The 26,299-nt window shown below is 66.3% G+C and carries 19 protein-coding genes; 15 read left to right on the forward strand and 4 right to left on the reverse strand.

Features of this window, described 5'->3' with window-relative positions:
• Positions 1–358: 358 nt before the first annotated feature.
• The gene (locus LWC34_RS22790) at positions 359–1,045 is read left to right on the forward strand and encodes a demethylmenaquinone methyltransferase (RefSeq protein WP_233727196.1); all 687 of its coding nucleotides are present in this window, start codon (positions 359–361) and stop codon (positions 1,043–1,045) included.
• Here the strand turns inward: LWC34_RS22790 and LWC34_RS22795 are convergent.
• The 4 genes from LWC34_RS22795 to LWC34_RS22810 all read right to left on the reverse strand — a co-directional run bounded on the left by LWC34_RS22795 (position 1,042) and on the right by LWC34_RS22810 (position 9,869).
• Complete coding sequence (locus LWC34_RS22795) at positions 1,042–3,645, reverse strand: alpha/beta hydrolase family protein (RefSeq protein ID WP_233727197.1); 2,604 nt, start codon at positions 3,643–3,645, stop codon at positions 1,042–1,044. The two genes, LWC34_RS22790 and LWC34_RS22795, sit on opposite strands and share 4 nt — an antisense overlap.
• A gap of 159 nt (positions 3,646–3,804) precedes the next feature.
• Entirely contained in the window at positions 3,805–6,351 is a 2,547-nt protein-coding gene (locus LWC34_RS22800) for a hypothetical protein (protein WP_233727198.1), read from the reverse strand.
• Between the two features lie 79 nt (positions 6,352–6,430).
• A complete protein-coding gene (locus tag LWC34_RS22805) occupies positions 6,431–7,882 on the reverse strand; it encodes a hypothetical protein (RefSeq protein WP_233727199.1) in 1,452 nt (483 codons plus the stop codon).
• Complete coding sequence (locus LWC34_RS22810) at positions 7,875–9,869, reverse strand: hypothetical protein (RefSeq protein ID WP_233727200.1); 1,995 nt, start codon at positions 9,867–9,869, stop codon at positions 7,875–7,877. Before LWC34_RS22810 ends, LWC34_RS22805 begins: the two co-directional genes overlap by 8 nt.
• 97 nt (positions 9,870–9,966) lie before the next feature.
• Here LWC34_RS22810 and LWC34_RS22815 point away from each other — a divergent pair, with 97 nt between their 5' ends.
• The 14 genes from LWC34_RS22815 to LWC34_RS22880 all read left to right on the forward strand — a co-directional run bounded on the left by LWC34_RS22815 (position 9,967) and on the right by LWC34_RS22880 (position 26,298).
• Entirely contained in the window at positions 9,967–11,256 is a 1,290-nt protein-coding gene (locus LWC34_RS22815) for a geranylgeranyl reductase family protein (RefSeq protein WP_233727201.1), read from the forward strand.
• Between the two features lie 784 nt (positions 11,257–12,040).
• Positions 12,041–12,457, forward strand: coding sequence for an NADH-quinone oxidoreductase subunit A (locus tag LWC34_RS22820; RefSeq protein WP_372496659.1), 417 nt, complete (start codon positions 12,041–12,043; stop codon positions 12,455–12,457).
• 10 nt (positions 12,458–12,467) lie between these two features.
• A complete protein-coding gene (locus LWC34_RS22825) occupies positions 12,468–13,028 on the forward strand; it encodes a NuoB/complex I 20 kDa subunit family protein (protein WP_233727202.1) in 561 nt (186 codons plus the stop codon).
• Between the two features lie 4 nt (positions 13,029–13,032).
• Positions 13,033–13,773 carry an NADH-quinone oxidoreductase subunit C gene (locus tag LWC34_RS22830; protein ID WP_233727203.1) on the forward strand — a complete coding sequence of 247 codons (741 nt, stop codon included), beginning with the start codon at positions 13,033–13,035 and terminating at the stop codon, positions 13,771–13,773.
• Positions 13,770–15,113 carry an NADH-quinone oxidoreductase subunit D gene (locus LWC34_RS22835; protein WP_233727204.1) on the forward strand — a complete coding sequence of 448 codons (1,344 nt, stop codon included), beginning with the start codon at positions 13,770–13,772 and terminating at the stop codon, positions 15,111–15,113. Before LWC34_RS22830 ends, LWC34_RS22835 begins: the two co-directional genes overlap by 4 nt.
• The gene (gene nuoE, locus LWC34_RS22840) at positions 15,110–15,973 is read left to right on the forward strand and encodes an NADH-quinone oxidoreductase subunit NuoE (RefSeq protein WP_233727205.1); all 864 of its coding nucleotides are present in this window, start codon (positions 15,110–15,112) and stop codon (positions 15,971–15,973) included. Before LWC34_RS22835 ends, nuoE begins: the two co-directional genes overlap by 4 nt.
• Positions 15,970–17,268 carry an NADH-quinone oxidoreductase subunit NuoF gene (nuoF, locus tag LWC34_RS22845; RefSeq protein ID WP_233727206.1) on the forward strand — a complete coding sequence of 433 codons (1,299 nt, stop codon included), beginning with the start codon at positions 15,970–15,972 and terminating at the stop codon, positions 17,266–17,268. The genes nuoE and nuoF overlap by 4 nt, the downstream gene beginning before the upstream one ends.
• Positions 17,268–19,712, forward strand: coding sequence for an NADH-quinone oxidoreductase subunit G (locus LWC34_RS22850; protein WP_233727207.1), 2,445 nt, complete (start codon positions 17,268–17,270; stop codon positions 19,710–19,712). The genes nuoF and LWC34_RS22850 overlap by 1 nt, the downstream gene beginning before the upstream one ends.
• Before the next feature lie 85 nt (positions 19,713–19,797).
• Positions 19,798–21,090 (forward strand): NADH-quinone oxidoreductase subunit NuoH, encoded by a 1,293-nt coding sequence (nuoH, locus tag LWC34_RS22855; protein WP_233727208.1) that lies wholly within the window; start codon positions 19,798–19,800, stop codon positions 21,088–21,090.
• The gene (nuoI, locus tag LWC34_RS22860) at positions 21,077–21,607 is read left to right on the forward strand and encodes an NADH-quinone oxidoreductase subunit NuoI (protein ID WP_233727209.1); all 531 of its coding nucleotides are present in this window, start codon (positions 21,077–21,079) and stop codon (positions 21,605–21,607) included. Before nuoH ends, nuoI begins: the two co-directional genes overlap by 14 nt.
• On the forward strand, positions 21,604–22,437 hold the full coding sequence (locus LWC34_RS22865) for an NADH-quinone oxidoreductase subunit J (protein WP_233727210.1): 834 nt from the start codon (positions 21,604–21,606) through the stop codon (positions 22,435–22,437). The genes nuoI and LWC34_RS22865 overlap by 4 nt, the downstream gene beginning before the upstream one ends.
• The gene (gene nuoK / locus LWC34_RS22870; RefSeq protein WP_042182552.1) at positions 22,434–22,733 is read left to right on the forward strand and encodes an NADH-quinone oxidoreductase subunit NuoK; all 300 of its coding nucleotides are present in this window, start codon (positions 22,434–22,436) and stop codon (positions 22,731–22,733) included. Before LWC34_RS22865 ends, nuoK begins: the two co-directional genes overlap by 4 nt.
• A gap of 65 nt (positions 22,734–22,798) precedes the next feature.
• Positions 22,799–24,697 carry an NADH-quinone oxidoreductase subunit L gene (gene nuoL, locus LWC34_RS22875; RefSeq protein WP_233728836.1) on the forward strand — a complete coding sequence of 633 codons (1,899 nt, stop codon included), beginning with the start codon at positions 22,799–22,801 and terminating at the stop codon, positions 24,695–24,697.
• The gene (locus LWC34_RS22880; RefSeq protein WP_233727211.1) at positions 24,697–26,298 is read left to right on the forward strand and encodes an NADH-quinone oxidoreductase subunit M; all 1,602 of its coding nucleotides are present in this window, start codon (positions 24,697–24,699) and stop codon (positions 26,296–26,298) included. The genes nuoL and LWC34_RS22880 overlap by 1 nt, the downstream gene beginning before the upstream one ends.
• Position 26,299 lies beyond the last annotated feature (1 nt).

Below are 26,299 nucleotides of genomic sequence, written 5' to 3' on the forward strand. Positions count from 1 at the left end.
GTGGGAGCCGGATTGGTGGGGTGAGGTTGGTATCCGGCTCGTTGAAGTGTGGGCATGGGGCGGGTAGGGGCGCGGGCGGCAAAGGTGGGGAGGTGGTCGATTTGGTCGAGTTGGCTGAGGTGGCCGAGGCAGGCGGCCAGATCGAGATCGAGCATCCGGGCGCGGCGGTTCCAGTCCTTGATGGCTGCGCGTAGTTCTTCATGGTTCATCCTCTATTGGAACGGCGTTTTCGCTCACATGTTCAAGTTACCGGCGCAAACCTGACCGGAACAGGGGTTTCGCACGATCGGGGATTGTGTGGCTTGGCGGGTGCTCAGGTGGCATCATGCGCACCTTCGTTCTCGCTTAAAGTTCGGTCATGTCCCGTGCCAGCCTTGAGAAGAAGCCGCGCGAGGTCGCCAGGATGTTTGATGGCGTCGCGCGCGGATATGACCGGACCAACTCGGTCTTGACTTTGGGGTATGACCGGCGCTGGCGTGAGATGACTCGCAAGGTCCTCGACGCTCAGCCGGGCGAGCGGATTCTTGATCTGGCCGCGGGCACCGGTGTGTCGACGGTGGCGTTCGCGCGCAACGGCGCCTGGTGCGTGGCTGCCGATTTCTCCGTCGGGATGCTGTCAAGTGGGGCTTCGCGTGAGGTGCCGAAGGTCGCTGCTGACGCCATGCGGTTGCCGTTCGCCGACGATTCGTTCGATGCTGTCACCGTCGTGTTCGGCATTCGGAACTTCTTCGACACCGAGCTTGCTCTCAGTGAGATGCGCCGGGTGGTCAAGCCTGGTGGGCGCCTTCTTGTCTGTGAGTTCTCGCAGCCTCGGTTCAAGCCTTTCCGGTCTGTCTTCCACTGGGGGATGAAGCGGGTCGCGCCCGCTATCGCCAAGGTCGTCTCCTCCAACCCCGAGGCGTACAGCTATCTCGGTGAGTCGATCAAGGACTGGCACTCCCAGCGCGGCCTTGCCGAGATCGTCGCCAAGGCCGGCTGGAATGACGTCGAGTGGATGAACCTCACCTTCGGGATGGTGGCCCTGCACCGGGCCAAGAAACGCTAGTCCGTCACCGAACCGACGAGTTCGAGCCCAGGCTGCAGCTTGGCGTAGATGTGCTCGGCAGGTTCAGCCTCGGAATCCCGCACGGTCGGCACCGTGATTTCCGCGGTCAGCGAGCCCGGCGGGATTGCGGCGAAGAAGCCGAGCCGCGAGCTGGACAGCGGTGTCGCGGGCACCGGGTCCCGGCCGGTCTGCTCCTTGAACCACACGGGGTCCACGTCGGTGCTCGACAGTTCCGGCCCCTGGGCCGGGACGATGACCTGGCCTGAAGCCGACAACGGCGCATCCGCGACTGCGGACGCCGTCACGGTCCATTTCAACGTGCCGCCCTCGGTGGTTGTGGCCGCAGGCGAGATCGTCAGTTGGGGCATCGGGTCCTCGTCGACCACCGCGAGCCCGCCACGGTAAGCGCCCGCGACGGTGCCCCGGACAGCCTTGGCGAACAGGGTGTAATTCGCGCCACGGCTCCACCGGGTGTTGCCGACGACCTCGATGGGCACATCGATCGTGCGCTGGCCAGGCTGGACGGTGACCAGACGAGTGGTCATCTCACCGCTCGGACCCGTGAGGAACAGTCGCACCGCGCCTTCCCGGTCGCCGGACACGGACACCGGGATCTGAACCGTCCGAGTGCCAGAGTCACCTTCTTGAACCGAAGACGTGCCGAGGTCAACGCGGGACAACGGAACTGGCCGTGGATCCGGCAAACCGGTGTTCCAGCCGTACGCGTCGAGTAGCCAAGCTGGTTCGGTGCCACGCGGCACCACTTCCAGCGAGGCCACCTGACGCAGATCTATACCGTGCAGCGGGACGCGTGCTTCCTGGCCCCAGTGCGCGGACACAGCAGACGACGCAGGCAAGCCGTCGAGCGTTACCGAGCCCAGTTGGGCTTTACGGCCGTGGGTGTCGGTGATGGCGACGTCGAACTGGTTGCCCTTGGTGTTCGGCGGCACGATCAGGCGCAGCGCGAGGCTGCGTGATCCCGCCAACGACACCGGCTTCGCGGGCCGCACGACTCCCGCGCCGGTCAACGACACTGCGTACCGGTCCGGGTCCTCAGCGATGCTTCGGAACGTGACGAAATGCGTCCTGGACGGTGTTCCGCAACCCTCAACCCTGGTGACCTGCTTGCACAGTCGTGCCGCGCCTTCGGTCTTGGTCGACGAGTCAGGGACGACGAAAGAGGCGCGCTCGCCACCAACCGCGTGCGCCAGCACCCGAGCCGGATCGGCGGAAGGTGCGCGAACCCCGCTGCCGTCGAGCAACGGAAGCACGCGCCGGTCTCCGCCGACGAAGAGCTGTGCGGCCGCGGCAATGTACGTCGCACCAGCGGTTTGCTGCTGTGCGGCGGTGAGCCGGGTTGGCGTGCCCGGTGAGCACACCGGGTCTGTGGTGCTGCGGAAGTCGTCCGACGAAGGCGCCACAGACTGGCCAGGCGTCCACTCGGTGTTGAAGAAGTTGTGGTTCGCGCCGACGAAATACAGCGCGCTGTGCAACGCGGCACCACGGCTGATGCCACGGGTTCCGTCGATGAACATCTGGCCTTGCAGGTCGGCCACATCGCCGTCGCAGCCAGGCAGGATCGTCGCCGATGGCACGTCAGCCGCCGGGTTGTGGCCGAAGATCGTCGGGCCGATCAGCAGTGTGCCCTTGATCTTCCACCGCGTGGGCAGTGTGTCGCCCGGCGGCGGGTTGATGCTGTCCATCGCGGCCCGGTTGACACCTTCGCCACCACGCGAGTGCCCCATCAGGAACACCTGCGACAGGTCAGCGATCGGCGCGGCCTTGACGATGTCCGGCGCCGAGTCCCGGCCAGCGCCTGCCCATTCGGCCCAGTGCGTCAAGTGCTGGCGTACCAGCGAAGAACGTCCTTGCGCGCCAAGATCGAGGACACGCGCGTCCTGTCCGTTGATCCCGTTGGCCGAGATCGACACCGTCACGTATCCCTGCGACGCCATCAGCTGCTGGGTCTGCTGGTAGCCGGTGTAGCTGGGGACCGGCTTCTTGTCTGGCAGGCACGGCCAGTTGATGTTCTGGTACTTCGGATCTGCCGGGTCGTAGCAGGAGATGTGCCTGCCGTGCAGGAAAAGCGCGAGCGGGCGTCGGCCGGGCGCGCCCACCGGCGCCACGACAAGGCCCTGCATCTCAATGGCTGCGGGATAATCCGGGAGCGAGATTGAGTCCAATGTGTACTCGCCGGACGTCGTCTTGAACGGCCCAGGCGTACCGGGATCGACAGCGCTCGCCGGAAGTGGTGCGGGCGGCGACACTGGCTGTGTCTTCAGCGGCGGTGTCTGTTCTTCGATGTCAAGCCGTTTGCCAGACGCGCGAACGGACAGGTCACGCGGGTTGACCACGCTCGTTGTCGTGAGTGTGAATGTGCGGTGATCGCCCGACGGGATCGGGCGGCCGAGAAACGTTTCGCCGTCCCAGAATTCGACGGCCGAGTCGCCGACCGGCAGTGGTTCGGCTGACTCCCAGATCAGATCGTTGCCGGTGACCGACCAACCTGATGGTGGGCCAGTCGGCGGTTGTGCTGCCTGCGCTGGTGTGGCAAGAGCCGCCACGACCAGCGCAGGAAGCGTGAGCCTGAGCAGACGCATGTGATTTTCCCTCCAGTTGTCCCTCGGCAACTGGTTCTACCGTCGGTGATCATGCGTCAACAAGAGGCTTACGTCGGGTCGCTCACCTCGCCGGCCACCTCGGCCCTGACGTCGCCGGTGTACGGGCTGATCACGGCGATCCGGACGGTTTCCGTGCCTTCAGCGGCACTGTCCACGACAGTCGGGATGGTGAAGTCCGCGGTCAGCTGCCCGGTGGGGATGCGGGTCCGTGCCCGACAGCGGCCGTGACGGCTGCGGATTCTGCCCTGACCACTGGGCGAACCACTCCGTGCTGACGTCCGTACTGGACAGCTCCGTGCCGGACGCTGGCGCCACCACCTGGACCCGTTGTGCGTACAGGAAATCCATCGGGGCAGCGAGCGTCACCCGCCATGCCAACGTCCCGCCCTCGGTTACCTTGTCGGTGATCGGCGTGACCGTGATCGCGGGCTCGGGGTCGTCGTTCTGCACGATCAGGCCACCGGCATAGTCCGCGGCGACAACGCCGTGCAGCGCCTTGGCGAAGACCGACCGCCGTATCGAGAACGGGTCCCACTTGGTATCGCCGGTGATGGCGAACGGGACGTCGACTGTCTGCTGTCCAGGTTGGACAGTGATGACGCGGGTGGTGTACCCGCCTGCGCCGTCGGACACGAACAGCCGTGCGGTGCCTGCGGTGTTGCCCGACGCAGTGACCTTGACCTGGAAGGTCCGCGTGCCGGAGTCGCCTTCCGGCACGAACAGATCGCTCACGTCGACACGGGACAACGCCACCGGTTCCGGCTCGGGCAAGCCGGTGTTCCAGCCGTACGCGTCCATCAGCCATGCCTGGCCGGTGCCGCTCGGAACGATCTCGAGCGACGCGACTTGCCGCAGGTCGATCCCGTACACCGGCAGCGGTACGCGGACTTCCTGCGCCCAGAGCGACACCATCTTCTCGGTCGCGGTCAACCCGTCCAGCTTGACCGTGCCCAGCTGTGCCTTACGGCCGTTGCTGTCCGTGATGGCGACAGCGAACTGGTTGTCTTTGGTGTTCGGCGGAACGATCAATCGCAGCGCCAGATTCCGGGAGCCGGCAAGGGAAACCGTGTTGGCCGGACGAACGGCACCGGAACCGGCCAACGTCACCGCGACCCGGTCCGGGTCCTCGCTGACCGAGCCCTGAAGCCGCGTCGAGTGCGGCTCGAACTGGGCGATCGCCGGGTCGAAGCACGAGTCGGCGCCCATGGTGACCAGCTTGCACAGTTTTGCCCCGCCGCTGACCTGCGTCGTGTTCTCGGGCACGACAAACGGAACGCGCGCGCCACCGACTGCCTGGCTGATCACGCGTGCTGGGTCCGCCGAAGGTGCACGGACTCCCGTGCCGTCCACCAACGGCAGGACCCGCTGGTCACCGCCGATGAAAAGCCTTGCCGCGGCGGCGATGTACGTCGCACCGGCGGTCTGTTGCTGCGCCGGGGTCAGCCGGGTGGGCGTTCCTTCCGAGCACACGGCGTCGCCGCCGGGGAAGTCGTCGTACGCAGGCGCTTCGGCCTGGCCAGGCGTCCACTCCGTGTTGAAGAAGTTGTGGTTCGCGCCCGCGAAGTACAGGGAACTGTGCAGCGCCTTGCCCCGGCTGACCCCACGGCTGGCATCCGCGTACTCCTGGCCCTGCAGGTCGGACACGTCACCGTCGCAGCCAGGCAGGAACGTCACCGCGTGCACGTCGGCTGCCGGGTTCTGGCCGAACGCCGTCGGACCGATCAGCACAAGACCACGGATGTTCCATCTGGTCGGCAGGTTCTCGCCGGGTGGCGGGCTGAGGCTGTCCACCGCCGAGCGGTTGACGCCCTCGCCGCCGCGCGAGTGGCCCATCAGCAACACGTTCGACAGGTCGGCGACCGGTGCGGCCTTGACGATCTCGGGCGCGGAACCGCGTCCGGTGTCAGCCCAATCGGCCCATCGGCTCAGGTGCTGGCGTACCAGGGAAGAACGTCCCTGCGAGCCAGCGTCCATGATGCCGCCGTCCTGCGCGTTGATGCTGTTGGCGGAGATCGAGACGGTCACGTAACCCTGCGAGGCGAGCAGCTGCTGGGCCTGCTGGTACCCCTTGTGGCTCGGCGTGGGCTTCATGCCTTGCGGGCATGGCCACGACAAACCCTCCGCGCCACCGGGGATGTAGCACGTGCCATGCCTGCCGTGCAGGAAGAGCGCCAGTAAACGCTTGCCTGGTGCGTTGACCGGCGCGACCACAAGCGCCTGCATCTCGACAGACGTCGGATAGTTCGGCAGCGTGACCGGGTCCAGCGTGTACTCGCCGGACGTGGTCTTGAACGGCCCTGGCGTGCCTGGGTCGACCTGCGCCGCAGGTAGCGGGGCAGCGGGTGCCTGCATTGGGGCCAACGCCCGTGGACGCGGCTTTTCCTCGACGTCAACACGCTTTCCGCCCACCCGCACCTGTGGTGCCTGCGGGTTGGCGACTGTCGTGTCGTCGAGCGTGAACGTGCGGTGGTCGAATGACGCACGTGGTCTGCCGAGCAGACGGTCGCCGTCCCAGAACTCGACCGCGGCGTCACCGATCGGCAGCGGCTTCGGTGCACGCCACACCAATGTGCCGTCCTGCACGATGAAGCCTGATTTCTCCCTTGTGGGCGGCTGAGCTGCCTGTGCCGGTGTTGCCAGTCCGATGGCGAGCAGCACAGGCAGCGCCCATGTGAGCGAACGCAAGTGGATCCCTCCGGTCTCGTCCTTCCGGTCCCCGGTATCCACTTGCGCAATCGGTCACAAAGTGTTCGGCATCGCGTGGTCAGCGGCTGATCCAACGCTCCCGCCACGCGATGGCCAGTTCGACTGTCCGCAGGATGACTCCTTCCCCGAGCAGGTGCGTGACGACGTCGCGTTCCGCGCGGGAACACAAGTCGGACAACCGACCTGGGACATCGACGCGGTCGATCACCGGGTCGAGCGCGACGGAAATCTTTGCTCTGCCACGGATCTGGCGGTTCGGGGCAGCCCTGGCACGGGTGTAGTCCACGCGTCCGTCGACGACGTGCTTGTCGGCCAACAGATGCGCGAGCACCAGCGAAGGGACGTCACGCGCCGAGGACAGCTGCCACGAGACCCAAATTGGCCGGTAGACCGCGTCATCCGGCTCGCCAACCCGCGGATCGACCGGGCCGGTTCGCAGCAACTGGTAGTCCGTCGCGGGCGTGTCCTCGATCGGGCCGGTACGCCGGGCGCCACGCCGTGCTGTCAGCCCACAATCGCGGGCAAGCGCGCCGAGCCCGGCACCGATCGGCAAACATTTGCCACTCGCCGCAGTGGGTCCTTTGCGTGCCGGGGCAACCGGCACGACCACGTTGACAAACGCGACCTCTTGCAAAGTGGCTTCCGAGATGGACAGCAGCCCCACGTTGCGTGCCAGCAGGTCGGCCGCGATCGCCGCGGAAGCGCCGATCCGCGCAGGTCCGACGAACGTCAGCAGCTGAGCACAATCCGGCACACCGTCTGGCGCCCACCCGAACAGCTCGGTCTTCTTACGCTGATAGATGTCCGGTTCGTGGCGCAACACCGACCACCATTCGCCGCGCACCCGGCCGAACCGGCGGTCAGTGACTTGCAATCCCATCCCGTACTCGGCCGCTACCCAGGCGATATTGCGGACCAGTGCCAGGCGTTTCCGCGGATTGCTGGTGTCCAGCGCGATCAGCATGCGCAGCGCGAGGCCGTTCGACACGCGTGGCGCCTCGCCGGAACCGTCGACCCGGAAGCGCGGCGGCGGATCTTTGAACGGCGCCACGGGCGATTGCAGGAACAAGATCGGCACGTCGCCGCCAGCTGCCGTGGTCATCACCTTGTACGCCAACGTGACCATCAGCGAGTCCGCGTAGTCCGGGCGCCACGGGTCGTGTCCCAGCGTCAGCAGGATCTCTGTGCTGTACGCGGAGTCGTACAGGAAATCCGGGTTGATCATCACGCTGCCGCCGAACCGGCCAGCGCCGAGCTCGTCCGCCAGCACACCAGCAGGCGGGTGACCTGGTGTTACTGGCGACCAGGTGTGCAGTTCGAAGCCGACACCGCCGATCCGGACCGTCATGATCTCGCCGATGCCTTGCGGCGGTTCGTGGTCCGGCGGTTCGTAGTCGGCTTGCTCGTCCGCGAAATGTCCCACGCTGAACTGGATCGCCGCGCTCGCCGACCCGGCGGCCCGTGCGGCGATCTTGGCCAGCGCGGGGTACTGGCGGGTCACGTCAGACACGCGCATCACGCCCCAAAGTCGAGAAGTTCACGACACAGTCCCGTTTCCGGCGCTTGACCGCGCCGGTCAGCTCGGTGATCAGCCAGTTCGGGCTGACCGTGCTGAACGGCACCCGGCTTCGCCGTTTCACCGAGCTGATGATGTTGTTCACGACCATCGAGGCGGCCAGCACCGCAAGCAGCCAGATGGCGACCTCGAACGGCAGCCCCAGCGCGTTCGCCTGCGCGGCGGCAACGAACAGCGCGAGCGCACCCGCGATGATCATCGAGAGATACGCTATATATCTGGGAAAGAGCCTGAGCTGACCGAGTACCGACCGCGCCGACGGGATGTCCAGCCTGGCCAGCAACAGGCCCGGCACAAGCAACAGAACAGTGACGATGGCGTCCGCTGAGGAAACCGGGGACCGCTCGTCAAAGGCCGGTTTGAGGTTGTCGCCGAAATCGTCGAGAAAGAGAATCCCGCGGAACAGATCGGGTTGCAGGATCACTCCGAACGCGAGTACCAGCAGGGTGACCGCGAGCAGCATCTTGGACACGTTCGTGGCCAGCGACGGCGGATCGTCGACCAGCGCGATGTACAGGTTGGCCTCGACCGGCTCGACCGACTGCGGATCGGACCCGAACGGCCTGCGCCGCCAGTGCGCGTGCCCGGCGTTGTCCCTCGGGTCGTTGTCCACGTACAAGTCCTTGTCCACATCGGACGATTCGAGGTCGTCGGCCAGTTGCCGCAACATCGGCGCGGTGAACACGCCGTCCGCCAGCTTGCGGTAGTGGTCGGCCTCGTACTTGCGGGAGAACTCGGCAAGCCAGCCGATCAGTTGCCCGTTCTCCGGAAATGTCGGGCGGCGGTTGGTGAAACCCGCGTAGCACTCCTCGAGGTACGTCTTGAACGAGTCGAGATCCCGCTGGCGCCTGCGGCCGAACTCGGCCAGCCGCGACCCGATGCTCTGCAACTCCTGTTCAAGCAGCTTGGGCGACACGGATTTGAGCTCGTCGTACTCGTCGGCGACGGCACGGATGTCATCGACGAGCGTGCTCAGCGCGGGCCCGTCCACATCGCTGGTCAGGAAGAACCGCCGTACCGCGATTTCCGACGGAACTTCGATGGTCACGTGATACGAGTCCACCGCGCGTGGAATGACCGTCTGGTACCGCACGGTGAACTCGTGCCGGGGAGTCAGGCCGCGACGGATCGTCGCGCGGTCCCGTAAGTCCTGTGAGCGTGCAGGCATGACGGGCGCGTCGAACTGCATGAACACTTGTGGCTTGTTCGTCGGGACCTCGGTCACCAGCAGGTACTCAGACGAAGCGATGTCAAGCAGCCGAAGGAAAGCGCTGTCTTCAGGGAACAGGTCGTTGATCGCCTGCTCGGCTCGTTCCCTGATGCTCTCGGAGTCGGTCGCGCCCCGGCGTGAGGCTTGCTCCGCATGCGATCTCGGCGGCTGAACGCCTTTGTCGATCATGTTCGCGATCGCGGCCTGGATCAGCCAGCGGGAGCGATGCAGTTCGTGCCGCACGCTGTAGAGCGTCTCGCCGGGGTCGCCGGTACGCGGATCGGCTTCGAGGAACATCCGGAACGCCTTGGACATGCCTTGGATCAACGCGCCCGCGGTCTCCTCATGGGTCGCCCGCGGGAGCACGACGTTGGTCGCGTCCCGCACGACAACGGGCGCCTGATCGGTGCGGGCCTGACGCGCGACAGGCAGCCACACGGTTTCCGGAGCTTTGACGGCGTTGGGGTCGGTCCGCAACGCCTGGATCTGGTCGGGTGTCAGGACGGTGAGGTTGATGTCGATGCTGACCGAGCGGGTCATATGGGTGGAGTCGACCAATGTGAGTGCCTCGGTCATCCGGTCGACGTGTTCGAGCCGCAACGCCAACGCGAGCAGGTTCAGACCGAGGGCCTCCTGGTAGCTGTTGTGGGGCAGGGGCGAGGTCGGAATCGGCGTCTGCCACAACGCCGACCGCAACCGGTCCAGGGTCATGGGTACCTCCGTGCACCATCGTGTCCCAGGTCACGTCGGTAGCGCAGCTAGAATTGCGCGAAGGGGAGATCGTGAAACCGTTCACAAGGGAGCCGCTGTGGGTACGCGACGACGGCAGGGCGACGACGCCGAAGTGATCGTCGTCGGAGCAGGCCCAGCCGGCTCAACCGCCGCGGCCTACCTGGCCCGAGCAGGCGTGGACGTGTTGTTGCTCGAGAAATCCCAATTCCCCCGCGAGAAGGTCTGCGGCGACGGCCTGACCCCGCGAGGCGTGAAGCAACTGATCGACCTGGGCATCGACACCAGCGAAGAAGCAGGCTGGGTGCACAACAACGCCCTGCGGATCATCACCGGTGACCTGCAGCTGCACCTCCCATGGCCCGAGCTGTCCTCGATGCCGCCCTATGGCGTTTCCCGCACCCGTCAGGACTTCGACGAGCTACTGGCAAAAGTGGCCGAGCGCGACGGAGCCCGCCTGCAGCAGAACACGACGGTGACCGGAGCCGTGCAAGATCGCACGGGTCGCGTGACCGGGGTCCGTGCCCGCGTCGGTCGCGACAAAACCGAGGTGACGTACTCGGCGCCGCTGGTGTTGGCGTGCGACGGCGTGTCCGCCCGGCTGGCCCTGTCGGTCGGAATCGACAAACACGAAAATCGCCCGATGGGAGTAGCGGTCCGCCGCTACTACTCGTCGCCACGTTCCAAAGACGACTTCATCGAAGGCCACCTGGAACTGTGGGACCGAAGCGACCCAGCGAACCCGAAACTGCTCCCGGGCTACGGCTGGGTCTTCCCCCTCGGCGACGGCACGGTCAACGTAGGCCTGGGAATGCTGTCGACCTCATCCTCCTTCCGCAGCACGGACTACCGAGCCCTGCTCCGCCAATGGCTCGACGGAACCCCGGAAGAATGGGGCTTCCGAGAAGAGAACGCGATCGGAAAAGTCGGCGGAGCCGGACTGCCAATGGGCTTCAACCGAACCCCGCACTACCGAGACGGAATGCTGTTGCTGGGCGACGCGGGCGGAATGGTGAGCCCGTTCAACGGCGAAGGCATCCAGTCAGCGATGGAGTCGGCCAAGATCGCATCCGAGATCGTTGTTCAGGCTTTGGCCCGGGCGGAAGGGCCGTCGCGGGAACGCGCGCTTGAGGCCTACCCGGTCGCGATGCGTGACCTTTACGGCGGGTATTACCGTCTGGGCAACATCTTCGCGAAAATCATCGGAAAACCAAAAATCATGCGCGCGGCCACCAAGTACGGCCTGCGCGTGAACTCCCTGATCCCCTTGATCCACAAAGGCCTATCAGGCTGCTTCGACCCCAAAGACGGGGACGTAGTGGACAGAATGATCGCAGTAGCCAGCAAGATCGCCCCCAACCTCCGATAACCACTGGATGTGCGGCCCCAAACCCCCGGAGCGAAGCGACGGGATACCCCGCGACAGCGCGTGTGTCCACCATTCCTTGTGGTGAGTTGAACCCGCGAGCGGCGCCCGGCGGGTACCAGCAGGGCTGGAAGCGAGTCGAGCAGTTTGACTCACCGTGAAGGAATGGTGGACACACGCCGGCTCGCGGGCGAAGGAAGACGCCCTGAAGTGCCGAGCCCCGATCCTTTCAGGCCCGGCCTGACCGACAGGCCCACGTCCGACTGGCTTCCACCTCCAGCAGGGTTGGATAGGTTGAACTACCGCGTGTCCGCCCCACCGGCGCGGCGTGTCAAACTGCTCGACTCGCCACCAGCCGGGTCACCCGCCACGTTGCGCCGCTCGCGGGTTCAATACGCCATGCCGGAGCGGCAGACACGCGCTGGTCTGGCGGCCCCCCTCACTTACTTTTGGCCCGCTCGCTTCGCTCGCGGGCCTGCGTTGTGTTGTTCGGTGGTACGCCTCACATCCGCGCTTCACAGGCCTGGGGGTTCCTTCTTGTGAGGCAAGTCCTACACTTCCGTCACGTCTTGTGAATCGCTTCACAGAGTCATGAGACAGCTTGTGAAGACTTTCACAAGCTCGGCGGCAAGCGTTCGCGCTGGTCGGTGCCTGAATGGGCTGGCTGAGGCATGTTTTGTTAGGCGTGCCTAACCACCAGGGGTGTGAGGAAGACCCCTTAGGGTGCCGACGAGGGCGATCGATGCGCGGGGAAAGGACGGCGTTGTCAATGGTCGGCGGCGTGGGAGTGGTGGCCCAGACCGAGTTGGCCCAGACCTTGGCCCAGAGTGGCAGTTCTGAGCTTGGCTCGTACCTCCCCTTGGTGTTCCTGCTCGCACTTGGTGCGCTGTTCGCGGGGGTTTCGGCCACGCTCGGCGCCCTTGTCGGGCCGAAGCGCTACAACAAGGCGAAGCTAGAGGCTTACGAGTGCGGCATCGAGCCGTCACCGCAGCCGGTCGTCGGCGGTGGGCGTGTCCCGGTCGCGTATTACCTGACCGCGATGCTGTTCATCCTTTTCGACATCGAGATGGTCTTCCTCTACCCGTTCGCGGTCACCGCGGACGCTCTCGGCGTGTTCGGCCTGGTGGAGATCGTTCTGTTCATCGCGACCGTCGGCTTCGCGTACGCGTATGTCTGGCGCCGCGGCGGGCTGGACTGGAACTAGAGGGGCAAGCATGGGAATCGAAGAGAAGCTCCTCCCCAACGGAGTCATGCTGGCCGGCTTGGAAAAGCTGGTGAACTGGGCGCGGAAGAACTCCGTGTGGCCTGCCACGTTCGGTCTCGCGTGTTGCGCGATCGAGATGATGACCGTCGGCGGTGCCCGCTACGACTACGCGCGGTTCGGCATGGAGCGCTTCAGCGCCAGCCCTAGGCAGGCCGACCTGATGATCGTGGCCGGCCGGGTCACCAACAAGATGGCCCCGGTCCTTCGCCAGATCTACGACCAGATGCCCGAGCCCAAGTGGGTCATCGCGATGGGTGTCTGCGCCTCGTCCGGCGGCATGTTCAACAACTACGCGGTGGTGCAGGGCGTCGACCACGTCGTGCCCGTTGACATCTATTTGCCGGGGTGCCCGCCGCGCCCGGAGATGCTGCTCGACGCGATCCTCAAGCTGCACCAGCGGATCTCCGAGGAGCCGCTCGGTGCCCGCCGCGCCGCGACGCTGGTTGAGCAGGGCTTCCAGAAGGCCGAGCTGATCCCGTCGTCCGAGCGCTACGCCAAGAAGAAGGGCTGAGCGGGTGACTACCCCAGGCGACGAGCAGTCGAGTGCCGAACGGCCCGAGGAGGGCCTCGAAACCCGTGACGCCGCACCACAACCAGGTGTGGTCGCGGGCAAGTCCCGGCAGGGCATGTTCGGTGTCACGGGTTCCGGTGACACCTCCGGCTTCGGCGGTCTGCAGCTGCCCGCGTACAGCCCGCCCCCGGCCGAGCGCCCGTACGGCGGCTGGTTCGACGAGTTCACCGACGAGATGATGGCGGCGTTCTCCCGTCGCAACGTCCCGGCGGAGGCGATCCTTCAGGTCACGGTCGACCGCGGCGAGATCACGTACTACGTGGCCCGTGAGCACCTGCTGAAGATCTGCCAGACCCTGCGTGACGAGCCCGCGCTGCGCTTCGAGCTGTGCAGCTCGGTGTCCGGCGTCGACTACGGCGTCGACGTGCCGCAGCGGCTGCACTCGGTCTACCACCTGACATCGATGACTTACCGGCGCCGGATCCGCCTCGAGGTCGCGCTGGATGTCGAGGACGCGCACGTGCCGAGCGTCGTCGGGATCTACCCGACGGCCGACTGGCAGGAGCGCGAGGCCTGGGACATGTTCGGGATCGTCTACGACGGCCACCCGGCACTGACCCGCATCCTCATGCCGGACGACTGGGACGGCCACCCGCAGCGCAAGGACTACCCGCTCGGCGGCATCCCGGTTGAGTACAAGGGCGCGGAGATCCCCCCGCCCGACCAGCGGAGGTCTTACTCGTGACCACGAACCCGACTGACTCCACCACCACGGACCCGTACGAGGCCGAGTCGAGGCAGACCACCGAGGGACCGGTGTACCACCTGACCGGTGGCGACTGGGACCAGGTGCTCGAGGACGCCACGCACGACGAGCGGATGGTGATCAACCTCGGCCCGCAGCACCCGTCCACGCACGGCGTGCTCCGCCTGGTGATCGAGATCGAGGGCGAGACCGTCACCCAGGCCCGTTCGGTGATCGGCTACCTGCACACCGGGATCGAGAAGAACTGCGAGTTCCGGACCTGGACGCAGGCGGTCACGTTCATCACGCGCACCGACTACCTCGCGCCGCTGTCGCACGAGGCCGCGTACTGCATGGGTGTCGAGAAGCTGCTCGGCATCGAGGCGCCGCGCCGCGCCCAGCTGATCCGCCAGCTGCTGCTGGAGATCAACCGGATCTCGTCGCACTTCGTCTACCTGGCCACCGGCGGTATGGAGCTCGGCTCCACAACGGCTGCCGCCCTCGGCTTCCGTGAGCGCGAGGTGCTGCTGCACACGCTCGAGTACATCACCGGCCTGCGGATGAACCACGGCTTCATCCGGCCGGGCGGCGTCGCTCAGGACCTTCCGGCTGACTGGAAGGAATACCTGACGAAGTTCGTCAAGACGATGGAAGAGCGCATCCCGATGTACCACAAGCTGTTCACGGGACAGCCGGTGTGGCGCAACCGCCTCAAGGGCGTCGGGTACCTGCCGCTGGACGGCGCGCTGGCGCTCGGGGTGACCGGCCCGGTGCTGCGGTCGGCCGGTCTGGCGTGGGACTTGCGCAAGATCGAGCCGTACCTGGCGTACGACGAGGTCGACTTCGAGGTGCCGACCGACACCGGCGCGGACTGCTGGTCGCGGTATCTCCTGCGGATGTGGGAGATGGACGAGTCGCTCAAGATCATCAAGCAGACGATGAAGCTGCTCGATGAGCCGGGCCCGGTCATGGTCGAGGACAAGAAGATCGCCTGGCCCGCGCAGCTGACGATCGGGCCGGACGGGATGGGCAACTCGCTCGAGCACGTCCGCAAGATCATGGGTCAGTCGATGGAGTCGCTGATCCACCACTTCAAGCTGGTCACCGAGGGCTTCCACGTGCCTGCGGGCCAGGTGTACATGCCGATCGAGTCGCCACGCGGCGAGCTGGGCTACCACCTGGTGTCCGACGGCGGCACCAGGCCGCTGCGCGTGCACGCCCGCGAACCAAGCTTCGTGAACCTGCAGTCGATGCCCGCCATGGCCGAGGGCGGGCTGATCGCGGACCTGATCGCCGCGGTCGCCTCGATCGATCCGATCATGGGTGGTGTGGACCGATGACCACTTCTGGACCTGGGCAGACCTACGGCGGTTCCACCGTCGGCAGCGAGCCCACTTTCCAGTCGACTGTGGACGACTCACGGGAAGCCACGGTCGCGTCCGTGCTCTCCGAAGATCAGACCAAGAAACTGGTCACCGACATCGCCGAGGACCTGAGCGTCTTCGACGGGATCGTGGAGCGCGCGCAGGCGATCATCGCCCGCTACCCGCAGTCCCGCTCGGCCCTGCTGCCGATGCTGCACCTGGTGCAGTCGGTACAGGGCTACGTCAGCCAGGCGGGGATCCAGTTCTGCGCGGCTCAGCTGGAGCTCGCCGCGGCCGAGGTCAGCGCGGTGGCCACGTTCTACACGATGTACAAGCGCAAGCCATGCGGCGAGCACTTGGTCAGCGTGTGCACGAACACCCTGTGCGCGGCGCTCGGCGGCGACAGCATCTACGCCAAGCTGCGTGAGCACCTCGGCGAGCCGGGCAAGCCGCTGGGCCACGAGGAAACCGTCGGCACACCAGGCGAACCCGGCTCGATCACGATCGAGCACGCCGAGTGCCTCGCGGCCTGCGACCTCGGGCCGGTCGTCCAGGTGAACTACGAGTTCTACGACAACCAGACGCCGGAGAAGACGGTCGAGCTGGTGGATGCCTTGCGGCGCGGGGAGAAGCCCGCGCCGACCCGGGGCGCCCCGCTGACCGACTTCAAGGACGTGTCGCTGCAGCTGGCAGGCTTCTTCGAGCGAGAGTCCGATGTGGACGGCCCGTCGCAGGCGACGGAGACGCTCGCGGGCGCGCAGTTGGCGCAGGACCGCGGCTGGACCGCGCCGGTCATGCCGGCGAACGTGGCGTTCCCCGACCTGGAGAAGAAATGAGCACAGTCGACCCGGTGACGCCGGTACTCACCAAGCGCTGGCTGTCTCCCCGCTCCTGGTCCATCCAGACCTACGAGCAGCTGGAGGGCTACACCGCCGTACGCAAGGCTCTGGCGGCAACGCCGGAGCAGATCGTGCAGGTGGTCAAGGACTCCGGGCTGCGCGGTCGCGGTGGCGCTGGCTTCCCGTCCGGCCTGAAGTGGTCCTTCATGCCGCCCAACGAGGACAAGCCGCACTACCTGGTGATCAACGCCGACGAGGGCGAGCCGGGGACCTGCAAGGACATCCCGCTGATGATGGCGGACCCGCACTCGCTGATCGAAGGCTGCATCATCGCGTCCTACGCGATGCGCTCCCACCACTGCTTCATCTACGTACGCGGTGAGGTCATCCACTGCATCCGCAGGCTCAACCAGGCCGTCGCGGAGGCTAAGGCCGCCGGGTATCTCGGCAAGGACATCCTCGGCTCCGGCTTCGACCTGGAGATCACCGTGCACGCGGGCGCGGGCGCGTACATCTGCGGCGAGGAGACGGCTCTGCTCGACTCGCTGGAGGGCCGCCGTGGCCAGCCTCGCCTGAAGCCGCCGTTCCCGGCGGCGGCAGGGCTCTACGCCGCACCCACCACCGTGAACAACGTCGAGACGATCGCGTCGGTTCCCTTCATCATCAACGGCGGCGCCGAGTGGTTCCGCAAGATGGGCACCGAGAAGTCGCCGGGCCCGAAGATCTATTCGATCTCCGGCCACGTCGAGAAGCCGGGCCAGTACGAGGCCCCGCTCGGCACCACCCTTCGCCAGCTGCTGGACATGGCCGGTGGCATGAAGGACGGCATCCCGCTGAAGTTCTGGACGCCCGGTGGCTCGTCCACTCCGATGTTCACCGCCGAGCACCTCGATGTTCCGCTGGACTTCGAGGGCGCGGTGGAAGCCGGGTCGATCCTCGGCACGACGGCCGTGATGGTCTTCAACGAGACCGTGTCCGTGCCGTGGGCCGTGATGAAGTGGACCCAGTTCTACAAGCACGAGTCCTGCGGCAAGTGCACTCCCTGCCGGGAGGGCACGTACTGGCTGACGCAGATCCTCGAGCGGATGGTCGACGGCAACGGCACCGAAGAGGACATCGACACGCTGCTGGACGTCTGCGACAACGTGCTCGGCCGGTCGTTCTGCGCGCTCGGTGACGGTGCGGTGAGCCCGATCCAGAGCGGGATCAAGTACTTCAGGGACGAGTTCCTCGCGCTCTGCCAGAAAAACCGCGAGAAGAACCGTAAGCCTGCACTGGCGGGAGCGAACTGATGACCGTTGCACCCGAGAAGAACGAGCTTGTTGTCCCGGAAGGGCACGTGAAGCTCGTCATCGACGGTATCGAGGTGGTGGCTCCCAAGGGCGAGCTGCTGATCCGGACCGCCGAGCGGATGGGGATCACGATTCCCCGGTTCTGCGACCACCCGCTGCTCGACCCGGCAGGCGCTTGCCGCCAGTGCCTTGTCGAGGTGGAGATGGGCGGCAGGCCGATGCCCAAGCCGCAGGCCTCGTGCACCATCACGGTCGCCGACGGCATGGTCGTCAAGACCCAGGTCACGTCCCCGGTCGCGGACAAGGCGCAGCAGGGCGTGATGGAGCTGCTGCTGATCAACCACCCGCTGGACTGCCCGATCTGCGACAAGGGCGGCGAGTGCCCGCTGCAGAACCAGGCACTGGCGCACGGCCGCGCGGACTCCCGGTTCCACGACACGAAGCGGACCTTCCCGAAGCCGATCCCGATCAGCACCCAGGTGCTGCTCGACCGCGAGCGCTGCGTGCTCTGCCAGCGCTGCACGAGGTTCTCCGCGCAGATCGCCGGTGACCCGTTCATCGAGTTGCTCGAGCGTGGTGCGCAGCAGCAGATCGGTATCGCGCAGGAGAAGCCGTTCCAGTCGTACTTCTCCGGCAACACCATCCAGATCTGCCCGGTCGGTGCTTTGACCAGCGCCGCGTACCGGTTCCGGTCGCGGCCGTTCGACCTGGTGTCCACGCCGAGCGTGTGCGAGCACTGCTCCTCCGGCTGTGCCGAGCGCACGGACTGGCGGCGCGGCAAGGTGATGCGCAAGCTCGCCGGCAACGACCCCGAGGTCAACGAAGAGTGGATCTGCGACAAGGGCCGCTTCGCGTTCCGGTACGCCACCGCCCCCAACCGCGTTCTGCGGCCGAAGGTGCGGGACAAGGCGACCGGTGAGCTGAAGGACGCCTCGTGGACCGAGGCACTGCAGGTCGCCGCGGTGGCGCTGAGCAAGGCCCGTGGCAACGCCGGTGTGCTCACCGGTGGCCGGTTGACCGTCGAGGACGCGTACGCGTACGCGAAGTTCGCTCGGATAGCCTTGGGCACCAACGACATCGACTTCCGCGCTCGGCCGCACTCGGCCGAGGAGCTAGCGTTCCTGTCGTCCACTGTCGTCGGTACGACGCCGGAGACCGGCGTGACCTTCACCGGTATCGAGAACGCGCCGACCGTGCTGTGCGTGGCGTTCGAGCCGGAAGAGGAAGCACCGATCGTCTTCCTGCGGCTGCGCAAAGCGGCTCGCAGGGGCCGGACCAAGGTGTTCCACATTGGACAGTGGACGTCCCCAGGTGTCGAGAAGACCTTCGGCACGCTGCTCGCCACGCCGCCCGGCGGCGAGGCAGCCGCGGTGGACGCGCTCGACCAGCACGCGGCCGACGTGACCGACGGTCTCGGCAAGCCGGGTTCGGTTGTTCTGGTCGGCGAGCGTGCCGCGCAGATCCCGGGCCTGTTCTCGGCGCTGCTTCGGTTGTCGGCCAAGACCGGTGCCAAGATCGCGTGGATCCCGCGGCGCGCGGGCGAGCGTGGTGCGGTCGAGGTCGGCGCGCTGCCGACGTTGCTGCCCGGTGGTCGGCTCGTCGCCGACGCCGCGGCTCGTGCCGAGGTTGAGCAGGCATGGGGCCTTGAGGCCGGTTCGCTGCCCTCGCAACCAGGGCGTGACACCAGCGGAATCATTGAGGCTGCCGCGAATGGCGAGCTGACCGCGCTGGTGGTCGGCGGTGTCGACCCGTACGACCTGCCGGACCCGGACCGGGCCTTGGAAGCGTTGCAGACAGCGGACTTCGTGCTCAGCCTGGAACTGCGGGAAAGCGCGGTCACCGCGTTCGCGGACGTCGTCCTGCCGATCGCTCCCTCGGTCGAGAAGGCCGGAACGTTCCTGAACTGGGAAGGCCGTCGCCGCGAGTTCGGCACCACGTTGGACGCAACCGGCGCACTGCCGGACTGCCGGGTGCTGGACACGCTCGCGGTCGAGATGGACGCGGACCTGTTCACCCAGACGCCCGCCGCAGCCGCCGGTGACCTGGCGAGACTCGGAACCACGAGCACTGCCAAGGCATCCGCGCCTGAGGTCGAGTCGCGCCAGCAGAGCCTGCCGCACAGCGACGGCCAAGCTCTGCTCGCCACCTGGCGCCAGCTGCTGGACAACGGTTCGTTGCAGGAGGAAGAGCCGCACCTGGCAGGCACTGCCCGCAAGGTCGTGGCCCGGCTGTCCGAGCACACCGCCGCGGTCCTCGGTGTCGACAAGGTGGAAACCGTGACGGTCTCGACCGACCGTGGTGCGGTCACCGTGCCGTTCGAGTACGCGGACCTGCCTGACGGCGTCGTGTGGCTACCAGGAAACTCCGGCGACGTAACGGTTCGCCGCACTCTCGGAGCCGTTCACGGCAGCGCTGTGAACGTCCACCCAGGAGGGACCGCATGACCAAGGGCCCTGAAAACCTCGTGAGTGTTTATCCGTGTTCTAACACTGATAACCACTCACGACTGATGACCTGGGGAGATGTGGCATGACCAGGGCAGAGCTGTTGGCCGACGACCCGATCTGGCTGATCCTGCTGAAGGTGCTGTTCATCTTCCTGTTCGCGCTGCTCACCGCCATGATCACGGTGTGGGCCGAGCGGCGGTTGATCGGCCGGATGCAGAACCGGCCAGGCCCCAACCGGGTCGGTCCGTTCGGTCTGCTGCAGCCGATCGCCGACGCGATCAAGATGCCGTTCAAGGAAGAGGTCATCCCGCGTACCGCGGACAAGGTGACCTACCGGCTGGCTCCGGTGCTCGCCTTGGCGCCGACGCTGATCGGCCTCTCGGTGATGCCGTTCGGCGGGCAGGTGTCGATCTTCGGTGAGCAGACCGTGCTGCAGCTGGTCGACCTGCCGGTCGGCGTGCTCGTGGTGCTGGCGGCCTCGTCGGTCGGTGTGTACGGCATCGTGCTCGCGGGTTGGTCGTCTGGCACCCCGTATCCGCTGCTCGGTGGCCTTCGGTCGGCCGCGCAGGTGATCTCGTACGAGATCGCGATGGGCCTGGCGATCGTCGCGGTCATCCTGCAGACGCACTCGTTGTCGCTCGGCGACATCGTGGACGGCCAGCACGGCCTGTGGTTCGGCCTCTCGCTGTTCCCCGCGTTCATCATCTACATCATCGCGATGGTCGGTGAGACCAACCGGGCCCCGTTCGACCTGCCGGAAGGCGAGTCGGAGCTGGTCGCCGGGTTCCACACCGAGTACAGCTCGATGAAGTTCGTGATCTTCTACATCGCCGAGTACATCAACATGATCGTTGTCTCGGCGATGGGCGCGACGCTGTTCCTTGGCGGTTACAAGGCGCCGTGGGGCATCGACCAGATCAACAATGGCTACTTCAACACCGGCTGGTGGCCGATGTTGTGGTTCATCGGCAAGATCGGCCTCGCGCTGTTCTTCTTCATCTGGATCCGCGGCACGCTCCCGCGTTACCGCTACGACCAGTTCATGAAGCTGGGCTGGAAGTTCCTCGTGCCGATCAGCCTGGTGTTCATCGTCGCGCTCACCGTTGTCAACGTGGCCGACCAGATGACCGTCACCGGATGGCTGATCATCGGCGGGTTCGCCGTCCTCCTGCTGATCGCGCTGGTGATGATGATCCCGGACCGCAGGGACCCACGGTACGGCCGCGTGCCGATGTCCGGCGGCAGCTTCCCGGTGCCGCCGATCGACTTGCAGATTCCGAGCAAACCGAGGCGGACCAAGCAGGCCCGCTCGCGTGCCGGCAGGCGTCAGACCGTCGCGGCTGGCGCAAAGGAGGGCGACGATGGGGTTTCTTGATCCGGTAAAGGGTTTCGGCGTCACCTTCGGGATGATGTTCAAGAAGGTGGCCACCGAGAAGTACCCGGAGGTCAAGAAGGTCACCGCGCCTCGGTACCACGGGCGGCACCAGCTCAACCGGCACCCGGACGGGCTGGAGAAGTGCGTCGGCTGTGAGCTCTGTGCGTGGGCCTGCCCGGCGGACGCGATCTTCGTCGAAGGTGGCAACAACACCGACGAGGAGCGTTATTCCCCCGGTGAGCGCTACGGCGCGGACTACCAGATCAACTACCTGCGCTGCATCGGCTGCGGCCTGTGCATCGAGGCGTGCCCGACCCGCTCGCTCACCATGACCAACGAGTACGAGCTGGCCAACGACAACCGCCAGGTACTGATCTTCACCAAGGAAGACCTGCTCGCCCCGCTGCTGCCCGGCATGGAGATGCCGCCGCACCCGATGCGCTTGGGCGACAACGAGCAGGACTACTACGTGAAGGGTCCTGAGCTGGCCAAGCAGGCGCAGGAGGAGGCCAAGTGAACTCCCCGTTGCTGCTCGCACAGGCCGCCGAGGTGGCCAAGGTGTCGCAGGGCGAGGCGATCTCGTTCTGGATCCTCGCCCCGCTCGCGCTGGCCGGCGCACTCGGCATGATCTTCGCCCGCAACGCCGTGCACTCGGCGATGTTCCTGGTGATGACCATGCTGTCGCTCGGCATCATGTACATGATCCAGCAGGCGCCGTTCCTCGGCTTCGTGCAGATCATCGTCTACACCGGCGCGATCATGATGCTGTTCCTGTTCGTGCTGATGCTCGTCGGCAGAGATTCCTCCGACTCGGTCGTGGAAGTCCTTCGCGGGCAACGGGTCTGGGCCGCGATCCTCGGCATCGGCCTGGCTGGTCTGCTGGTCTCCGGCGTGGCCGAGGCGCTGACCTCGGTCCGGCCGGTCGGGCTGAACGAGCAGAACGCGGGCGGTGCCAACGTCGCGAACATCGGTCGCGCGATCTTCAGCGACTACCTGTTCCCGTTCGAGCTCACCTCCGCACTGCTGATCACCGCGGCGGTCGGCGCGATGGTCCTCGGCTACACCGGCAAGAAGCGTGCGACCCAGCGTGAGCTGGCCGACGCTCGCTTCCGCGGCGAGCACGACCGGCCGAGCCCGCTGCCCGGTCCCGGTGTGTACGCGACGGCCAGCTCGGTCGCGGTTCCGGCCTTGCTGCCGGACGGTTCGATCGCGCCGGAGTCGGTCTCCGCGATCATCGAGGCCACGGCCTCGCGCGAGCTCGCTGAGGACGTCGAGTCCGTCGCGGGTTCGGCCCCCGGCCCCGACGCCCACGCGCTCAAGGCGTCCTCAAAGGAGGGTGACGAGTGACCCCCACGTACTACCTGCTGCTCTCCGCGCTGCTGTTCACCATCGGCGCGGTGGGCGTGCTGGTCCGGCGCAACGCGATCGTGGTGTTCATGTGCGTCGAGCTGATGCTCAACGCGGTGAACCTGACCCTGGTGACCTTCGCCAGGATCAACGGTTCGCTGGACGGCCAGGTGATGGCGTTCTTCGTGATGGTCGTCGCCGCGGCCGAGGTCGTCGTCGGCCTGGCGATCATCATGTCCATCTTCCGCACCCGTCGCACGGCCTCGGTCGACGACGCGAACTTGCTGAAGTACTAGAGGGGTAGCAGGTGTCCCAGAAACTCAGCCTTGCCGCCGCCGAGCAGGTGATCCCGGCGAGCGGACTGGCTAGCTCGGCGTGGCTTCTCATCGCGCTGCCCGCCATCGGCGCTCTCGTTCTGCTGGTAGGCGGCCGTCGCACCAACGCGTGGGGCCACCTGCTCGGCATCCTCACGATCGTCGCGTCGTTCGCGTACGGCATCGCGCTGTTCTTCGACTCGGGCAGCAGCCAGATCCAGGAAGCCAAGCTGTTCACCTGGATCGACGTGAACGCGCTGACTGTCGACTTCGGACTGCGACTCGACCCGCTGTCGATCACGTTCGTCCTGCTGATCACCGGTGTCGGTTCGCTGATCCACATCTACTCGGTCGGCTACATGGCCGATGACGACGGCAGGCGCCGGTTCTTCGGCTACCTGAACCTGTTCGTCGCGGCGATGCTGATCCTGGTGCTCGGAAACAGCTTCGTGACGCTGTACCTCGGCTGGGAAGGCGTGGGCCTCGCGTCCTACCTGCTGATCGGCTGGTACCAGAACCGTCCGTCCGCGGCCACCGCCGCGAAGAAGGCGTTCCTGATGAACCGCGTCGGTGACGTCGGTCTGGCCGTCGCGATCTTCCTGCTGTTCAAGAACTTGGGCACCACGCAGTACACCGAGGTGTTCGCGCGGGTCGGCGAGCTGTCGCCCGCCACGGTCACCGCGATCGCGATCCTGTTGCTGCTGGGTGCTTGCGGTAAGTCCGGCCAGTTCCCGCTGCAGGCGTGGTTGCCGGACGCGATGGAGGGCCCGACTCCGGTTTCGGCCCTGATCCACGCCGCGACGATGGTAACCGCGGGCGTCTACCTGATCGCCCGTGCCAACCCGCTCTACAACCTGACCGCCGACGGCCGCCTGGTCGTGGTCGTGATCGGCGCGATCACGTTGCTGATCGGGTGCATCATCGGGTGCGCGTACGACGACATCAAGAAAGTCCTCGCGTACTCGACCGTTTCGCAGATCGGTTACATGATCCTGGCGGTCGGCCTCGGCCCGTTCGGGTACGCGCTGGGCATCATGCACCTCGTCGCCCACGGCTTCTTCAAGGCCGGACTGTTCCTCGGGGCCGGTTCGGTGATGCATGCCATGAAGGACGAAGTGGACATGCGCAGGTACGGCGGCCTGTGGCGGATCATGCCGGTCACGTTCGGCACGTTCCTGCTCGGCTACCTCGCCCTCATCGGCATTCCGCCGTTCTCCGGCTTCTTCACCAAGGACGCGATCATCGCGGCCGCGTTCGGCCAGGAAGGCTGGCGCGCCTGGGTGTTCGGCGGCGCGGCACTGCTCGGTGCGGGGCTGACCGCGTTCTACATGACGCGGCTGGTGCTGATGACGTTCTTCGGCAAGCAGCGCTGGAAGGAGCTGAAGGCCGAGGACGGCTCGGACTTCCACCCGCACGAGGCCAAGTCCGTGATGACCGTTCCGATGATCATCCTGGCGATCGGCTCGATCGGCGCTGGCTTCTTCTTCACCAGCGGTGACCGGTTCGTCAACTGGCTGGCCCCGTCGCTGCAGCCGCTACAGGAAGTCGAGCACGGCGTCCTGTCGCACGGCACGATTCAGATCCTGGTGATCGGCCTTTCGGTCCTCGGTGTCCTGCTGGCCTGGCTCATTGTCGGCCGCAAGGACGTTCCGGTGGTCAAGCCGGCCAGGGTGTCCGCGGTGGTCCGCGCCGCTCGTGCCGACCTGTACGGCAACGCCTTGAACGAGGCCCTGGTCGCCAGGCCGGGCACGTGGCTCGCCCGCGCACTGGTCTATGTGGACAACAAGGGTGTCGACGGCATGGTGAACGGGATCGCGGCTTCGTTGGGCGGTAGCTCAGGCAGACTTCGCCGTCTGCAGACCGGGTTCGTGCGTTCCTACGCGCTGAGCATGCTGGCAAGCGGGATCCTCGTGATCGCCGCGCTGCTGATGGTGAGGTTCTCCTGATGAACACTGTGCCGGCCCCAATGGCTGCGGGCACTTCTGGCAGCGGCGCGGCTTTCCTGCTGGCCCTGCTGCTGTTGCCGCTGCTCGGCGGCATCGTGGTTGCCTTCATGAAGGACGACCGGATGGCCAAGGTGACCGCGCTGACGGTCTCCTTGATCGAGCTGGTCCTCGTCGTCCCCGCGTGGATCGCCTTCGTGCCCAACGGTTCCCGGATCCAGCTGGCCCTCTCGGCCGACTGGATCCCGTCGTTCGGCGTGCACTTCTCGCTCGGCATCGACGGCATCGCGCTGACGATGATCGCGCTGATCGGCATCCTGACGCCGATCGTGATCGGCGGGTCGTGGGCCGACAAACTGCCGGAAGGCCGTGGCGCGGCAGGGTTCTACTCGCTGCTGCTGGTGATGCAGACCGGCATGGTCGGCGTGTTCGCCGCGACCGACGTGTTCCTCTTCTACGTGTTCTTCGAGGCCGTGCTCGTCCCGATGTACTTCCTTGTCGGCCGCTTCGGCGGGCCGCGCAGGCAGTACGCGGCGATGAAGTTCTTCCTGTACTCACTGCTCGGCGGGCTGGTCATGCTCGCGTCGGTGATCGGCCTTTTCGTGGTCAGCAAGGACTACAACGGCGGCGTCGGCACGCTGGACTGGCAGACGCTGTCGAACGTGATGGACCAGGCGCCGCTGAGCACCCAGATCTGGCTGTTCCTCGGCTTCTTCGTGGCGTTCGCGATCAAGGCGCCGCTGGTTCCGTTGCACACCTGGCTGCCCGACGCGACCGCGGAGGCTCCGATCGGCACCGGTGTGCTGCTGGTCGGTGTGCTCGACAAGATCGGCACGTTCGGCTTCCTGCGCTACTGCCTGCCGCTTTTCCCCGCGGCCAGCAAGGAACTCGCGCCGCTCGTGCTCATCCTGTCGGTGCTTGGCCTGCTGTACGGCGCGATCCTGGCGACCGGCCAGAACGACATGAAGCGGTTGATGGCGTACATCTCCATCGCCCACTTCGGCTTCATCGGACTCGGCATCTTCGCCTTCTCCACCCAGTCGATCGCCGGTTCGGCGCTCTACATGGTCAACCACGGCCTGGCGACCGGAATGCTGTTCCTTGTCGTCGGCATGGTGATCGCGCGTGGTGACTCGCGGCTGATCTCCGACTACGGCGGCCTTTCCAAGGTCACGCCGCTGCTCGCCGGGCTGTTCCTGTTCGGTGGTCTCGCGGCGCTGTCGCTGCCCGGCACGAACTCGTTCGTCAGCGAGTTCCTCGTGCTGGTCGGGTCGTACCCGAACGCTCCGGTCTACGCGATCCTCGGCGCGGTCGGCATGATCCTGGCCGCGGCGTACGTGCTGTGGGCCTACCAGCGGGTCTTCCAGGGCCCGGTGCGTGGCAACGCGCTGGTCAGCGTCGCCGGTGGCCCAGGGACCGCGACCGACCCGGCCAAGGTCGGCATCAAGGACCTTGGCGTGCGCGAGAAGGTCGTACTGGCCCCGCTGGTCATCTTGATCATCTTCTTGGGCTTCTACCCGGCGCCGGTGTTGGACGTGCTCCAGCCGACGGTGGACGCAACGCTGCAGTCGGTCGGCCTGGCCGACCCAGTGGGAGGCAAGTGAC

Origin of the sequence: Kibdelosporangium philippinense (assembly GCF_021390435.2) — a bacterium.
Classification (GTDB): domain Bacteria; phylum Actinomycetota; class Actinomycetes; order Mycobacteriales; family Pseudonocardiaceae; genus Kibdelosporangium; species Kibdelosporangium philippinense.

Excerpts from the sequence above, each read along its gene's own strand:
- LWC34_RS22850 (WP_233727207.1), top strand. The coding sequence starts at position 17,268 with ATGACCGTTGCACCCGAGAAGAACGAGCTTGTTGTCCCGGAAGGGCAC.
- LWC34_RS22880 (WP_233727211.1), top strand. The coding sequence starts at position 24,697 with ATGAACACTGTGCCGGCCCCAATGGCTGCGGGCACTTCTGGCAGCGGC.
- nuoE (WP_233727205.1), top strand. The coding sequence starts at position 15,110 with ATGACCACTTCTGGACCTGGGCAGACCTACGGCGGTTCCACCGTCGGC.
- nuoI (WP_233727209.1), top strand. The coding sequence starts at position 21,077 with ATGGGGTTTCTTGATCCGGTAAAGGGTTTCGGCGTCACCTTCGGGATG.
- nuoF (WP_233727206.1), top strand. The coding sequence starts at position 15,970 with ATGAGCACAGTCGACCCGGTGACGCCGGTACTCACCAAGCGCTGGCTG.
- LWC34_RS22795 (WP_233727197.1), bottom strand. The coding sequence starts at position 3,645 with ATGCGTCTGCTCAGGCTCACGCTTCCTGCGCTGGTCGTGGCGGCTCTT.
- LWC34_RS22825 (WP_233727202.1), top strand. The coding sequence starts at position 12,468 with ATGGGAATCGAAGAGAAGCTCCTCCCCAACGGAGTCATGCTGGCCGGC.
- nuoH (WP_233727208.1), top strand. The coding sequence starts at position 19,798 with ATGACCAGGGCAGAGCTGTTGGCCGACGACCCGATCTGGCTGATCCTG.
- LWC34_RS22790 (WP_233727196.1), top strand. The coding sequence starts at position 359 with ATGTCCCGTGCCAGCCTTGAGAAGAAGCCGCGCGAGGTCGCCAGGATG.
- LWC34_RS22810 (WP_233727200.1), bottom strand. The coding sequence starts at position 9,869 with ATGACCCTGGACCGGTTGCGGTCGGCGTTGTGGCAGACGCCGATTCCG.